Source organism: Bacillus sp. FSL K6-1338 (assembly GCF_038006965.1).
Lineage (GTDB): Bacteria > Bacillota > Bacilli > Bacillales > Bacillaceae_G > Bacillus_A > Bacillus_A thuringiensis_S.
Genome location: NZ_JBBOWI010000001.1, coordinates 3,104,013 through 3,119,605 on the forward strand (window position 1 = coordinate 3,104,013; position 15,593 = coordinate 3,119,605).

Genomic DNA, 15,593 nt, shown 5'->3' on the forward strand with positions numbered 1-15,593 from the left:
CTAGAAATATATGTAGTAATCTTTAAAACTTACCTATTTTATAAAAATTATTTTCGGTACCACCCATTAATAACTGCCTCTGCTTCTTTACTATGTATTTGATACGCATGTGTACTATCATTAGAGCCAATAAACCAAATTGAAAAACCTTTAAAATATGGTTTCGGTTCTAATACATCGCGGTAAGCACGCCATCCATTTAATTGTACATCTTTTGAAAACACATTTGAAACATCTGGATTCCACGGATTTTGTAATCCAAGTTCACGCGCCGGAACGTTAAACCCACCGAAGTAAACTGGTTTTCCTGTTGCATTATGTAATTGTTCCAATTGCTGAACAACATTTTGTCCACGATTATACACTGTCGTCGCAAATAAACTTTTCTTTACTTCTTCATATGTTGGATTTCTTTTTCCTGAAACTTCAAACCAACTATCAATACTTACAATATCCACCTTTTTTAAATACGGACGATTGATTTTCTCTTTAAACTTCGCTTCATAAGAAGGGTCCCAGCTTGCTGTTAACCACCAGTTCATTTGATACAAAACATTTCCTTTATACTGATTACGAACAAAATCAATTGTATCGCTCCAGTATCCTTCTGCATACTCCATATTCACGAAATTAGAAGCAATCTTTAGTCCATACACATTGTATTTACTTGTAATGGAATTAAAAATATCTTGCAGAATAACCGTCTTCCAATTCCAGAAGAAATCATTAATGTTACTTGGGTTCCATTCTGTCTCTCCAACATTCCCCTGCTGAATATACGGGAACGGTTCCACTATAACTTGAATATTACGCTTTAATAATTCTTGAATTAAAATAATAGCTTGTTGCTTTTGCGCTTGATTAATTACCATGTTAGTAGAAGTCACATTTGGGATATCCACTTGAATCGGTACATTTACTGTATTTAAATTTAAGCGCTCCACATCCGCTAATACTTTCGCTACATTTCCAACTTCCCATACTGTTACGTTTCCTGATTTGATTTTTCCAGATTGAACAGTATTTACATCTGCCTGTACATTTCCTTGAAAACAAAAAGAAAACAACACAATAAACACTCCTAAAAAACTTATTAAACTCTTATTTTTCTTCACAACTTTCCCCCTATAATTTTTGGCTTTCTTGATTATTTTATACAACGTTTCATATATATTCCACAAAAAATCCAATAAATTTTTATTGATAAAAATGCTATTCATCCTTTATTCACATCTTACTCATACTAAGCCCCTAAAAATAGTAAGATAAATAAAAAAGGAACGGATTTCCGCTCCTTTTTTATCTTTTTACGATTATCAATCCATTTCCCTTTTAGGCTCTACCAACATGATGTGGGATTCCTTTTCAGTGAAAGGTTTATGCTCAACGCCTCTCGGGACAATAAACATCTCGCCCTTAGAAATTTTCACCTGTCCATCACGGAAATCGATGAACATCTCCCCTTCAAGCACAATAAATAGCTTATCCGTATCAGGATGCTCATGCCATATAAAATCTCCATTAGCTTTAAAAAGCTGAATTTGATCATCATTCATTTCACCAATCACTCGTGGATACCAATAATCGTTAATTTTAGATAACTCGTCATTTAGTTTAATAGGTTGGTAATGGATAATAATCCCTCCTCATTTTTAACTTCCACTATATTACAATAATCTAAGTAAAAAAGTCGTCATTACGCTTAAAAAGAAAATGCTCCGGCCAGAACTTTTCATTCAGATAGTACAAAGGAGTGATTTCAATGAAAGTTCTTTCAATCCAATGTTTCCTTTAACTCTCCATAAGTATAGAACAGTGATTTTCAAATAAGAATGGACCCCTGTTGACATTAGTATGGATTATTGATGAACTTCTCGCGATATTTAGTAGGCGAAATGCCAACTCGCTTCTTGAAAACTCTACTAAAATAAAAAGGGTCTGCAATTCCAACAGCCTGCGAAATTTGTTGTACAGGCACACCACTTGTACATAACATTTTTTGAGCCATCTTTATACGATAGTTCAATAAATATTCTGCTGGCCCCATACCTGCATGCTTTCTAAACACGTAAGAAAGACGATTTCGATTAACATTATTTTGTTCTGTAAGCGTATGTATTGTAATATCTTTATAATAGTATTGGCGAACGTAACTAGATATTCGTTCGAATAAAGTATGCGACTCATAGTTGTTTTCTCTATTGACAACACTTAATAAAGCTTCATTCAACGCTTCGCGAAACAGCATTTCGGTCTGAAGCATCGAAATGCCTCCACGCTGATTATACAGATCCCAAAGACGCATAAGTAATTCGACAAGACGAGGAGATTGTCCTGTTAATAATTCAAAATGCTGATGAGTAAAGCCAGAGTCTTCTCGTTCTGGATTGCTTATCTGATATAAAACAAGAATATATTCCCAGTTTATTTCACCAAGCATTTTATGGGCTAATGTCATTTTTGCACCCCCATGTATAACTTTTCCTGGGGAAAGGATATACGGCGTACCATTAAATTGAAATTGCGTCTTCCCTGTAAGTGGAAATACAAATCCTGGGAAAGAATCTGTAGACTCAGCACAAGGCACACCTGGATTTTTAGCATAACGATATACTCCTTCTACTCGGAAAGGATTATTGGCAAGATACTCTGCTAACTCATTCACGTCCAACTTCACAATGCACGCCTCATTTCAATAATAATTTTCTTGTAATTCGCGAGATTAATTGGTGTACATTCTGGGCAACGCTAAACTAAAAATAGTACATACGACTTAACAAGATCTGGTTATTAACCTATAAATATATTGTTTTTCATTTATTGACAAAAGTATCCTCCCTATATTATTGATAATGATTTTCATTGTAGTTTGATAAAAAAACATTTGTCAAGTTGGATGGCGTAGAAAAATGACGAAACAAGGGGTACAGAGGGACCGTTCTGTTGCAAATAATACCTGGTCTTTGTTAACTAATTCCCCTCAAAACTGGAATAATCATGTTAATAGTTGTAATGGCTTTATTTGTTACAGCACTTGCAGCATGTGGAAATAATCGTAATCCTGAAGAAGTTGCTACAGCGTATTTCGAAGATGGAAACAGCCTACTATCAAATTAAATGATAGTAGGCTGGCTGTTAAAATTATTTAAGAACTGGGTTATGTTCTAAATGATAAGCTTTCATTATCAAAAAGATTATTACTAGTCCCTCCACAAACAAAAACACCCTATCACTTCGGTTCTAAATTTAGCACCTTCCCCTCTATTCCCTCCGTATTCAATGTAGTCGTATGATACGTTCCACTTACCCAATCATCTATTTGATCATGATACCAATCGCTTCTAAAATGTCCCGATTGTCCTGGCCCTACGATATGATAACCGTTTGACATATCTTTCGTATCAATAACAAATCGCCAAGAAGCCCCGTGATTTACAATGCCGTTATCGCCGTAACTCGCTGCTTGAACGGTAACTTGACTTCCGCCAATTGGAACTGGTTTCTCACGATTAAAAGCGAGTAACGCTAACATACTAGATGATTTCGAAATTGGATGTGTAAAAGCGAGTTGATGATAATCGCCCCACTTCCAGGCCCCAACATCGGGTCCATATTCCTTCTGCAATTTCTTCATTACATTCTCGTACGATGTATGCACAACTTTTGTGAAACCTCCGTACTTCGTAAACCAAGCGCTATTTTCTCCCGCTACTTCTTTTCGAATCAATTCATCAACAACTTGTGACTTCCCTTCAAATAACTTCATTACATCTTTCGGTATTTCTTTTGAAAATAACGTATTTGAAATCTCTTTCATTAATAAATAGAATATTAATGGTGCCGGTTCATCTTTACTATCGTAAAAATTCCACTTTGTTAATTGGTTTACGCCTTCTTTCTCTACCTCATTTAAAGATGCTTTATTTAACTCTTTTAAAAATATAGGAGTAAACTCTTTCCCGTATAAATTCTTTTGATCCATCTGTAACTCTTCTAAATCTTTCACCGTATACTTTTCCTTCTCTTGCAAAAATTCTTGAATACGCATTTGCCTATATGGCTGTGCCCACGTATTGCTAATATGGTACGGATAATCATCATCAACAATTTTATTATTCGCAGTTGAAATAAAACCTTCTTTCGGATTTATAACTTTCGGCAGCTGATCAAATGGAATATACCCTTCCCATTCATATTCATCTGTCCATCCTGGAACAGGCAAGCTACCATCGCCTTTTTTACGCACTGGTATATTTCCATTCGCTTTATAAGCAATCGTGCCATCGTTTGATGCAAACACAAAGTTTTGGGTTGGTGTATGGAAATCTTGAAGAGCGGTTTCAAACTCCGTCCAGTCTTTTGCTTTGTTCATATTTAATACAGCTTTTAACTCAGCTGACGGTTCTAAAGCAGTCCACTTTAAAGCAAATACTGTTTTCGTTTTCTCCTTCCCCTTATCCGCAAACTCTGAAATTACTGGCCCATGCCTCGTAATCGTAACGTTATAAGGAATTGTCTTCCCGCCTTTTACTTTAATCGATTCATCAACTACCGTAGCTTTCTCCCATTTATCGTTATACAGAAATTCATTTTCATTATTAGGATTTCTCTTCTCAATATATAAATCTTGCACATCAGGCCCCGTATTCGTAACGCCCCACGCTATTTTGTCATTGTGGCCTAATATAACACCTGGTACTCCAGCGAAAATAACGCCACTCACATTTAAATCTTTCATTTCAAGTCTCGTTTGATACCATATAGAAGGTGTCGCAAGGGATAAATGAGGGTCATCTGCTAAAATCGGCTTACCTGACGCACTCTTCTCACCGCTCACAACCCAGTTATTACTACCGTTAAACTCCGGGGGAATTATCGTTTTTGAAAAACTTTGTGCTACGTCCACATTTGTAGTTTTTAGTTCAGCTAGCAATCTAGGTGCATCTTTCGGATATGTAGGAAATAGCTCATTTGCTTGCTCTTTCGGAAGATTTTTCAGCGCCCAATATCGAAACGCCTGCCCATGCCAATGTCCCCCTAAGTCAAACGCCATATACTTCCCAATTGTTAAGGAATCAACAATTGACCATTCAGAAGGCTCATAACCTAATATAGTAAACTCAACTGGTAATTTCTTTTCCGCTTTCGCCTCACGTATAAAAGCGTTCACCCCATCAGCAAATGACTGCAGGGCATATTTTGCTTCTCCATCATATTGACTAACTGAAGCTTCTGCCGCTCGCCGTAAACCGAGTGTTCGAAACAATTTATCTCGGTCAACGGCTGCTTCCCCAACAACTTCACTTAACATACCAGAAGCTTGTCTTCTACTTAAATCCATTTGAAACAACCGATCTTGCGCTTGTACATATCCTTGTGAAAAATATAAATCATGTGCATTTTCCGATTTAATATGCGGTACACCTTTACTATCCCGCTTCACCGTAACAGCGTGTTGTAAATCCTCTAGCTTTATCGTTCCATCTATCTTTGGCATAGATTTCAGCGTATATATATTCAAAAAAATCGCAGCGGAAATAACTAACAAGAGAACGATACTACTAGCCCAAATAAAAATTCTTCTTCCCCTTTTTCGTTTCTTCTTTATAACTACCTCCATATAATCACCCCTTTCTCACACTATTCGCTTCTTTTTGAGAATGAACCTTTTAAAAACATTGAAAAACCCCCTTCATTTTCCTACCAATGAAGGGGGTCTTTCTTATCGTTTGCTACGCCAACTTTCATTATGCCCAAGATTTGCACCTGTCGCTACTTGCACATCATATAACATTTCACTAAAGAAGCGTTTATCTACTTCTTTTGGTACAATGCGTCTTTCATCATCAATTTCATCGTATTCATATGAACCATGATTCACTGTACCTGCTTTATAAAATTGAATGTCAAATACACATACATCTTCTTCATCTTCATAACCAATCGGCGCTCCGCTAAATGAAAGCCCTGCCCCTAATCCAGTACGAGTATCTTCTTTATAAAACGTATAATACACACCGCCATCTTGAACAGATCCACGGATCCATCCAAGCTTCGTCATCTTACCGAATAACGAACGACCATTTAGTAAAATACCACCAAATCTCTCAATAGCACTCTCATCATTCTCTTCTACTACAAACACTGGACGCTCAATTTGTAGGAACGGCTGAACAATTCCCGCACTTTCTAATTGCTCTTTCCATAATTCCTTCTCTGCCCCAGACAATTCTAACGGATGAACGAAACCAATAACAGTGCCAGATGAAAGTTCATAACTCTTCCCGTCAATTGTACAGAACACGCCACCTTCTGCATAACGGAATGCCTTCAGCAACTTCCCTTCCTTATACTCACCCCAAATGAGTGAAATAGAAAATTGCTTCATAATTGGATTATCCATAAATACAGACTTCCATGCATTATGTGACCAATAACGCTTTAATGAAAGTGCCGTTTCCAATCGTTGTTTTTGCATGGAAAGAGTATTTCGGAGTTCCTTCTTTAAAGAGGCTAATTCTTTTTTAGCCTCTTCAGCCTTTTCTACATCATCTTTTGCATTCGGCTTTGGAAGTGACTTCATACGTTTTCCTTCTTCTGTCTCTAATTCAATTTTTGACTCTGTAGTTAAAATGGCAGTAAAACTTCGATTCCCGAAATCAATTATTTTTTCACCATGTATAGTAAAGCCGAGGTCCGGCACCAATTGATCTTCCAGCTCTTCCTCTGTTATACCACGTGTTTTCGCAGCAAGACTTAGCGCTTCTTTTGCTGCATTACGTACTTGCTTATGTTTATATTTAAATGCTATTGCATGAATAGACATAAGTGCAAGCTTAGATGAAGACAAACCTAAAGCACGAACGGCATCCGCTGCTATCTTTCCTCTCATTTGAAGCACCCATTCATCAATTTGCTTTATAAGTATGTCGACCATTTTGTCGTCACTATACATTCCGTATAACGAAAGAATTCCACGTTTCTTCACATCTGCGTCTTGAGAAATCCATATTTGATATATTGTTTGCACATATTCTTTTAAGTCCTCTTCATTTAAAGCTCTACCAATTACTTCTGCTGTTTCTTTCTTCTCAATAACAACATCTGAAATATACTGTTGTAGATAGGCTAACGGAGTTGCAGCATCAGCAATTTCATCAGAGTCACGTAAACGGATTTGTGGCTCATCCCCAATCAATTGCAGAAGTGAATTTCTTGTTTGTTCAGTTAAAATACGTGCACATAGTTCTTCTATCTTTTCTTCCTCCGTTTGAAATAAAAACGAGAATTTCCCTGCGAAAGATTCATTTTTACTTTCTTGCAAAGCTTCCTGTACAAGTTTCGTATATTTTTCAAGCTTATACTCTATAAGTATTTTCATCACATTTTCACGAACAATTTTCTTTTTATTATGAAGTTCAACTGCTACATCTGCTGCAGCTTCTACATCTTTTGAAAGCAGTTTAACTACAGACTCACGCATTTTTTTAGATGAATCTCCTAAGCTTTTAATTAAAATTGGACGCATTTTAATCATGTTATCCTTTGCTAACTCTTCTAAAATATATGCTTTGGCCACAGCAGAATACTCATCAAATCGTTCAATGATGTACGCTTGTTCTTTTACAATTACACAAACAAGCGCTTCCTTCGCCTTATTTCGCTCTTCACTGTAACATGCAGCTTCTTCAACTGCATAAGCGATAAGCTTTTCCTTACTTAATCCATACGAAAGCAGATCTTCTAATACTTGTTTCGGTTCTACTCCCCTGACAGAACATTCGTAAAGAAGTTCGTATAAATTAACACTATCTTCATCTCCAAACTGTAGTGTAAGTACAGCTTCCCTCTTCGCTACATCATCTATATCCCAAAGAAGCGCAACCTCTAACACCGGCATACCCCAATACATACTTCTATATTTCGGATTTTTAAGTATTTGCTCCATATCCTCAAGTGACAATTTCCCTAGTAAATAATCACGATATGTATCCCGCACTGTAGACAATTTTATTTGCAAAGCAGCAACAAAAAATTCTTCTCGCATTTTCCCTATATTTAGCTCATATCCTTTTTCAGCTAACGTGCGTGCGATGATGAGATAATTCATTTTACTTACATATTGCAAAGTACGTTGAATAAATTCAGGATCTTCCTCCAACATAAAGCATAGCAATTCATATTCATACGTCTTACAAAAATCCTCACTATTCAAATCATGTTGCCTTAGACGATGCGCGAAAAATCGTTCCTTAGAAATCCAAAACTGTGTACAAAAACTTTGAATTTCTTCATATGTTTCTCTATTTACACTACCAGTTTTTTTGTAGTTTTGAGACTGACCGAGAGTGTGACACATATAACGTGTTGCATAGTTTATAAAACCCCAAACATTTTTCTTCGCCAATATTTCAATATATCGCCTCGCAACATCCGAATATTTATGAACACAAAATAATAGCCGCCAAATATGTTCCGGTAAATTCCAACCTATAAATACTTCACTCTCATCTTTACCTTTTAAATACCGTTTAACTGCTTCAACCTTTTCCTTTTCCCCTAGCAGTTTCAATATAAATTCTGTATGTTCTTCTAACCTCTCATTCAATAAAGAACTATATGTACGAAACTTTTCATAATCTACATCAAACATTACAAGAAGTAATGTTACTTGCTGGTTAGTTGGTAAAGTATGTAATTGTCCCTCTATATAGTTCGGATTCTCTCTTGTTAACTCTCTAAGAAAAACATCTGCTTCATTCACATAACTTGAAATACTGGATAAATATTTACATGCGATTGCTACAAGTTTGTCCAAAGGAAGTGCACTTTTTTCTAAATAAATCTTCATTTTAGAAAAACTGACATGCGCAAAACGGACTACAAGAACATTTAATAATTGCTCCTCGAGTATATGGTAAAATAATCGAAAAAAATCCAGATCTTGTTTATGCACTTTCCTAAAATCGTTTATAAATCGCTCCGCAAAATCGCTTCTTTTTTGATCACGAATTGTCGTTAGTTGAATATCTTTTAAAATCCCTTCTTCTTTTGTCTGTAAATATCGTTGTGATAATTGTTTCTGTTCTTCTGTCATATTAATATATTGAAACAACTCAGATGTACTAGTAGTCAAACTTTGTACCCCCCGCATCTTTTTATCTATTATAAAAATACCCTTATTTAATGGTAGTATAGCATAAATCTCACAAAAACGAACATACATTCTATGTTAAGTTAATGTAAATTAAAATACACTACTCAAAATACATTTCCTTCTCTCTAAACTTCCCATTACGCACTTCTCCCCACTAAAATCCTTTAATTTTTCACTACACCAATTCCTCAAAATCCCCTTCACATAAACTAACGTTTTCTTATTATTTTCAAACGCAATTTTAAGTGCCTCTAACACTTTCTCTCCAGAAAGTCTTTGTATCCAATTCTTCAATTCCTTCACAATATATGGGGATAAACTACTAATATTTTGTTCATAAAACTTATAAACTTCACTATTTGGAACGTCCTCTTCTATACTTTCTACCTCTTCAGCTTCTTCTTTCTCTTCAATAACTACTTGTGAACTACTATTATCCTCTTCTTTTGGCATACCAAAATGCTGCAATAATAATGGAATCGTGTATTCTTCTTCAAGGCATTTACGTAAAAACATATGTATGAACTCATTACTTTTTACAGTCTTTAACTCACGTAATACGCACTTTTCTACATTCGTATTTGAAATAGGGTTATAGTGTAACCAGTTTATTATGAATACCTCTTTCGTTTCCGTATCATATAAAATCTTTCCATACTCAACAAACCTGTTTAGCAACTTCTCAACAGTCTCCATACTATAACCTGTTTCAAGCTCTGCCACACGCTTCGGTAATATGTAAATACCACATTGCTTCGTTTTCGTACCAGTTAACAAATATATGTAAAAATAACGCTCCTCTGGCGTTAAATCTAATATGAATTCATCTTGCCAAAAGTTCACCTGCACATTACGGTATACCGCCATATGTTTCCCTCCACTCTTTGCTAGTAAATAGGAAGATTTTAATCCTTCATTATAAAAATAGGAATGCGGGAATGGTTTTGGCATTCGAATTACAATTTTTTTACTACTACAACACCGGTTTCATTTTTTCGCGCTTGTTTTGTTCTTGTAGTTGTTATTGTTTTTGTTTTTTCTTAGTGATTTATTACTTGGTAGGGGCTTATGAGGGGCTTGGAAGGGCATTCTACATTACAATCTATGAAATACAATTTGTTCTTCCTACTAAATAGGAGCTATTCCAAATTATTATTTTGGATAGCTCCTTTCAAATTCTTCTTATTTTTTACTTCTACCAATGTCAGCTTCTACATACAATTTATTCTGCTATTTGCAGGCAGTAAAACTCTCATTTCAAAATTCGGTGAATAAACTGCTCGATTGCAACGCGAGTGGCCCCACTGATTCAAGTTTTATTTTATTTTTGCATTGAATCTAACATCTTCACAATAAAGGCAGCTGCCTGACCACGAGTTGCTGTACCTCGGGGATCAAACTCATTATTTCCAACACCATTAACTACCTTTAAGCTGTATAATCGTTGAACCGATTCTTTGTATGTTATTAAATGCTTATCTGTAAATGGTAATGCTACTAACTCACCTGTAATTCCTTTGTATCGTAATGCTTTGTCAATCATAATAGATACTTCTTCACGAGTAATTGGTGAGTTAGGATCAAAAATCCCTTCACCACGACCATTAATAATTCCTGCACTTGCACAATGTTTAATACCGTCATGAAGTGATGGATGTGCCTCATTAATATCTACAAATGACTTATTTCCCTCTGGTAGTTTAAGAGCATTCGAGATTAATTTCGCAAACTCCGCTCTCGTTACATTTCGATATGGCGCAAATACACCATTACCTTCGCCTTGCATAATACCTAGACTGTTTAATTTACGAATATGCCCTTCAAACCAGCCACCTGTAATATCATCTTTTGGTTTTTGTACTTCTTCCTTTGGCTTTTGTACTTCTTCCTTTGGTACATTGTAGTTAATTTTAATCCAACTTGGGTCATAGAAAATCCATTCTCCATTACCTACTTTATACCAACCATTTTTAACCGCTAATACTTTGTAACGATCTCCGTTTGAAGCTTTACGTACAACACGATGTTCAATACCCGCATCACTACGTACATTGATGCCACTACCATTTACCACTAGTTCCATGCTAGGTTCAGCTGGATTATTTTCATTTGGATTAAATGAGTCATTTTTATCTTGTAAAGGCGTATCAATCTGCGCATTTATATTTGCATACCACTGAATTCCTTGTACGAAACCAGCCCAATTACCACGTGAAATTAAAATGTCAGGACATTTTTTCCCGCTCCATTGTTGATGCTTGTAAATATGATCTGCACCAATTCCTTCTTTGTTCATTAAATAACCTGCAAGTCGTTTTGCATTTTCTAATGCTTTATTGTAATCACCATCTTGGTTAACCGCGATCTCGATACCGATAGATTCCCTGTTTCCTGATCCATCTCCATCTCCTGCATGCCAACCATTTTCGTTTGTTGGTAAGTGTTGATAAATTTGTTTATCGTCTACAGTAAAATGCCATGAAGCTGTTCGGAAAGTGCCTTCAGTTGCTTGCTTGTATAAATATTTCGCATGATTTTCAGCATTAGCACCAGCGGCTGTATTTGCGGTCTCATGAATTGTAATGTAACGTGCTTTCATCGGATTTGCAGGACGAATATCAGGATTTCCTGCTGGAACAATCCACTCCACAAATGGAACTCCTGCAAGTGTTCCATATTTCTTCGTACTCTGTGCGCTATATTGAATACCTCTTGGCTTTGCAACAGGTTTCATTTGACGATCAGACCCATCATTTCGACCATCTACAGATTCAAATGCCTTTTCAATGTTTGAAATAGCTTCCTTTTCTGCTACTTGTCCCTTCTTAGCATCTTGCATTTTGTTTAATTCTTCTGTTTCATCATGTTTATGCTTATATTCTTCTAAAAGCATTTTTTCATTTTCAGATACTTCTGCTTCGTTAATTTGTACATGATTAGGAACTTCCAACTTGAAATTAGAATAATTTAATCCGCTCGATCCGTATTCTCCTTGGGCAATATTAAGTTGATCAGTTTGAGAGTTGTTTATCTCTTCTGCTGATACTGATAAAGGTACGCTCCCTAAAATCACTAGACTTGTTGATAGTGCGATTACTTGTTGTTTGATTGTCTTATTCATTATTATAATAGATACATACACATTCCCGCCGTGTATGTATCTCAACCTCCCTTTATTGTCACATTAATTTTTTAAAATATGAATCTACTATGTACTTCTAATACATTTTCTTTTTATTTATATATTTACATTACTATATTTTATACCCATTAAGAAAATATTTATATGTCATCCCTACAGATGAATTTCATCTAACATACTTTTTATAAAATTCGTCAACAAACATTATTTTACAACTAATTACAAATGCCGTCAAAATAATCAATTTAAACTTAAACAAATGACTGGCACACAAATTTATATAAATTGGGATGGCGTGTTAGTAGACGACATGTTAAATGATGAGGGCAACCAATTCGCAATGTACTACTTTAACAATAAGGATGAGTGGAAGTATATAGATGATTACTCAGGTATTTTTACAGACGATGGAGAAACTCTCTACCACGTGCAAGTTACTTGAGAAAATTATTTCAAATTAAAAGAAGTTATTGATAATAGCTATAATTTTTGGAAAGACAACTTACAAAATATATAATTATAACAAGTCGATTTCTTATTTTAATAAGGAATCGACTTTCTTAATATTTAATTTGCTGATTAACATCTCACTCAAAAATTATTTTACTAACGATACTATTATAGATACCGAATTATCTATAACGGAACGTTCTGGGCGTGATTTCATTAACACTGTTAATCCAATTAAGGACGTGACTAATGTTTGCGCTAATGCTTTAGCGTTCAAATCACTTTGTAGTTCTCCTGATCGAATTCCTTTCATGATTAATTCTTGAAAAATAACTGCAAGATACATTTGGTGTTCTCTAGTCAGTACTTCAAACTTTTCATTATGAGGAGCAAGCTCAACCATTGTGTTAATACAAAAACAGCCTTTACTGAACTCTTTTTTATATTCCTCTTCCACCATATTTTCAAAAAACATCTGAATTGCTTCTTTTACAGATTGTTCGTTTTGAAGTTTTGTTCGTATACGAGCCGCATGTAAATTTGTGTATCTCCTTAATGCCGCTTCAAATAAGCCCTCTTTATCACCAAAAGCTGAATATAAACTCGGTTTTTGTATTTCCATTCTTGCAGTTAGATCACTTAATGAAGTAGCAGCGTATCCTTTCTCCCAAAAAAGTTGCATAGCAGCATCCAAAGCTTTTTCTTCATCAAATTCGCGTAGTCGAGCCATTTAAAAATATCCCCTTCCTCTACATTTTCAGATTATAAACTAACACTTTATGTACCAATCAGTATATTATATATCGTATTAAATTATAAACGATGTGTCAAAGAAAATGGAATTAAATCAAAAGAAACTTGACATATATATTTACTCAAGATTATATTTTACTTACAAAATAACATACCGTTAGGTACGTTATTTACAACAATACAAAATGGAGCTGATTTTATGAATAGCAAGGAAAAGATGATGACCACTCTTAAACATAATGATCCCCAGTTACATTCACCTATTAGCACAAACATGTCCCGCTACATGACTCTATTATTCGCAATAGCTTGCGGGATGGCGGTGGCAAATATATATTTCGCTCATCCGCTACTTGATTCTTTATCAAATGAATTTAAGATTAGTCATTCAACTATCGGTATTGTGATTACTATTACTCAAGTTTGTTATGCAATCGGATTACTTTTATTAGTTCCACTTGGTGACTTATTAAACCAAAAAAGACTCATTATTGTTCAAATGGTTTTATCCGTTATCGCTTTAATTGTAATTGGGACCGCTCCCTCGGCCATCGTACTTTTTATAGGTATGGCCTTAGTAGGAATTCTTGCAACAGTTACGCAAACACTCGTCGCATACGCATCAATTTTAGCAAATCCAGCAGAACGTGGACGCATAGTAGGTTTCGTTACAAGCGGCGTTGTAATAGGCATTCTCCTTGCGCGTACATTTGCAGGCGCATTAACAGACTTAGCTGGATGGCGGTCCGTTTATCTCACTTCCGCTACCCTTATACTATTCGTAACTGTTTTGTTATATCGTAATTTACCTACTCTTGGACAGAGCAGAATGACAACTATGCCTTACCGGAAGTTAATACGTTCTGTACTCTTATTATTTATAGAAGAACGACTCTTACGCATTCGCGGAATATTAGCATTGCTCATTTTCACTTCATTCAGTATTTTATGGACTTCTTTAGTATTACCTCTAAGTGCTACACCACATAATCTTTCACATACAGCTATTGGTGCGTTCGGCCTTGCTGGAGTTGCAGGTGCATTAGCTGCTACTAAAGCTGGACAATTAGCTGATAAAGGATTAGGACAAAGAACAACTGGCATAGCTTTATCTTTATTAGTACTTTCATGGCTCCTAATTAAATCTATTAATCACTCTCTATTATTACTAATTTTCGGCATTATCCTCTTAGATTTAGCGGTGCAAGCTGTACATGTCACCAATCAAAGTATGCTGTTCACAGTGCGTCCCGAAGCAAGAAGTCGACTTACTGCCAGTTACATGATTTTTTATTCTATCGGTAGTGCAACAGGTGCAATTCTTTCAACAAATACGTATGCAAAATATGGTTGGGATGGCGTATGCATATTAGGTGTATCTATTAGTGCTTGTGCTCTTTTATTTTGGATAATAACCTTGCGGCGATCATCACAGCTGAACGAAGAATAATTCATTTATGATTAATACGTGTTTTTCTACAAGACTATAGAATAGCATTTATTTTTTAACACAAATCAACGGCATTTTCATATAAAAAATGCCGTTGATTCACAATTTCATAATAAGAGATCCTATACTATCGAAATACATCTATTACAAATTCCCTTTAACGTTTTCAACAATTTCGTTTATCGTATTTCGATCAAACTTATCACTAATTTCGTATGGCTCACGATCTTCTACTAATTGTACGCCGACGATATCGTTGCGATTTTTACTATATTGCACTTCAATAATAGACCCACGCTCTATTTGTTTCCAAACGAGACTTGCTTCATCTTTATTATCTAAAATAATACAGTCCTCAATATTTTCATCAATTCCAATTAACTTATTATCATCCATATATCCAATCTCGTATTGTTGCCGTTCTTTCGCTTTGCCACTTACTAATATACCTTTGCTACCATATGAATAATCCATATAGTCCTTTTTCTCCGTTTGTACCGCTTTCGGCTTTTGTGCTTCAGTTTTTTCAGTAGCCCCACAACCTGTAATAAGACTGATTGGCATAACCACTATTAATACTAATCTAGTGAATTTCTTTATCATTTGTAACCAACCTCATATATTTAATGTAAAACTCCATT

The 15,593-nt window shown here is 35.4% G+C and carries 10 protein-coding genes and 1 pseudogene; 2 read left to right on the forward strand and 9 right to left on the reverse strand.

Annotated features, from left to right (window positions below):
- Positions 1–47: 47 nt before the first annotated feature.
- The 7 genes from NZ044_RS15910 to NZ044_RS15940 all read right to left on the reverse strand — a co-directional run bounded on the left by NZ044_RS15910 (position 48) and on the right by NZ044_RS15940 (position 12,278).
- Positions 48–1,115: a glycoside hydrolase family 113 gene (locus NZ044_RS15910; protein ID WP_118961669.1), complete on the reverse strand. Its 1,068-nt coding sequence runs from the start codon at positions 1,113–1,115 to the stop codon at positions 48–50.
- Between the two features lie 201 nt (positions 1,116–1,316).
- Positions 1,317–1,556, reverse strand: a complete 240-nt coding sequence (locus NZ044_RS15915; RefSeq protein WP_000997179.1) for a cupin domain-containing protein — start codon at positions 1,554–1,556, stop codon at positions 1,317–1,319.
- Between the two features lie 293 nt (positions 1,557–1,849).
- Complete coding sequence (locus NZ044_RS15920; RefSeq protein ID WP_000762790.1) at positions 1,850–2,677, reverse strand: helix-turn-helix transcriptional regulator; 828 nt, start codon at positions 2,675–2,677, stop codon at positions 1,850–1,852.
- A gap of 552 nt (positions 2,678–3,229) precedes the next feature.
- Positions 3,230–5,620: a penicillin acylase family protein gene (locus tag NZ044_RS15925; RefSeq protein ID WP_079245750.1), complete on the reverse strand. Its 2,391-nt coding sequence runs from the start codon at positions 5,618–5,620 to the stop codon at positions 3,230–3,232.
- 102 nt (positions 5,621–5,722) lie between these two features.
- Positions 5,723–9,136, reverse strand: a complete 3,414-nt coding sequence (locus NZ044_RS15930) for a DUF4132 domain-containing protein (protein WP_098506643.1) — start codon at positions 9,134–9,136, stop codon at positions 5,723–5,725.
- Positions 9,137–9,247: 111 nt separating this feature from the next.
- Positions 9,248–10,024, reverse strand: coding sequence for a DnaD domain-containing protein (locus tag NZ044_RS15935; protein WP_098506644.1), 777 nt, complete (start codon positions 10,022–10,024; stop codon positions 9,248–9,250).
- Positions 10,025–10,478: 454 nt separating this feature from the next.
- Entirely contained in the window at positions 10,479–12,278 is a 1,800-nt protein-coding gene (locus NZ044_RS15940; protein ID WP_118961679.1) for an S-layer homology domain-containing protein, read from the reverse strand.
- A gap of 259 nt (positions 12,279–12,537) precedes the next feature.
- Here NZ044_RS15940 and NZ044_RS15945 point away from each other — a divergent pair.
- Positions 12,538–12,816: pseudogene (locus NZ044_RS15945) on the forward strand (DUF7832 domain-containing protein); the annotation flags it as partial.
- Between the two features lie 81 nt (positions 12,817–12,897).
- On the opposite strand, the gene NZ044_RS15950 reads toward NZ044_RS15945, so the two are convergent.
- Positions 12,898–13,479: a TetR/AcrR family transcriptional regulator gene (locus NZ044_RS15950; RefSeq protein ID WP_000113331.1), complete on the reverse strand. Its 582-nt coding sequence runs from the start codon at positions 13,477–13,479 to the stop codon at positions 12,898–12,900.
- 222 nt (positions 13,480–13,701) lie between these two features.
- On the opposite strand from NZ044_RS15950, the gene NZ044_RS15955 reads away from it, so the two are divergent.
- Complete coding sequence (locus NZ044_RS15955) at positions 13,702–14,952, forward strand: MFS transporter (RefSeq protein WP_001085014.1); 1,251 nt, start codon at positions 13,702–13,704, stop codon at positions 14,950–14,952.
- Positions 14,953–15,096: 144 nt separating this feature from the next.
- Here the strand turns inward: NZ044_RS15955 and NZ044_RS15960 are convergent, their stop codons facing one another.
- The gene (locus NZ044_RS15960) at positions 15,097–15,555 is read right to left on the reverse strand and encodes a hypothetical protein (protein WP_000591641.1); all 459 of its coding nucleotides are present in this window, start codon (positions 15,553–15,555) and stop codon (positions 15,097–15,099) included.
- Positions 15,556–15,593 lie beyond the last annotated feature (38 nt).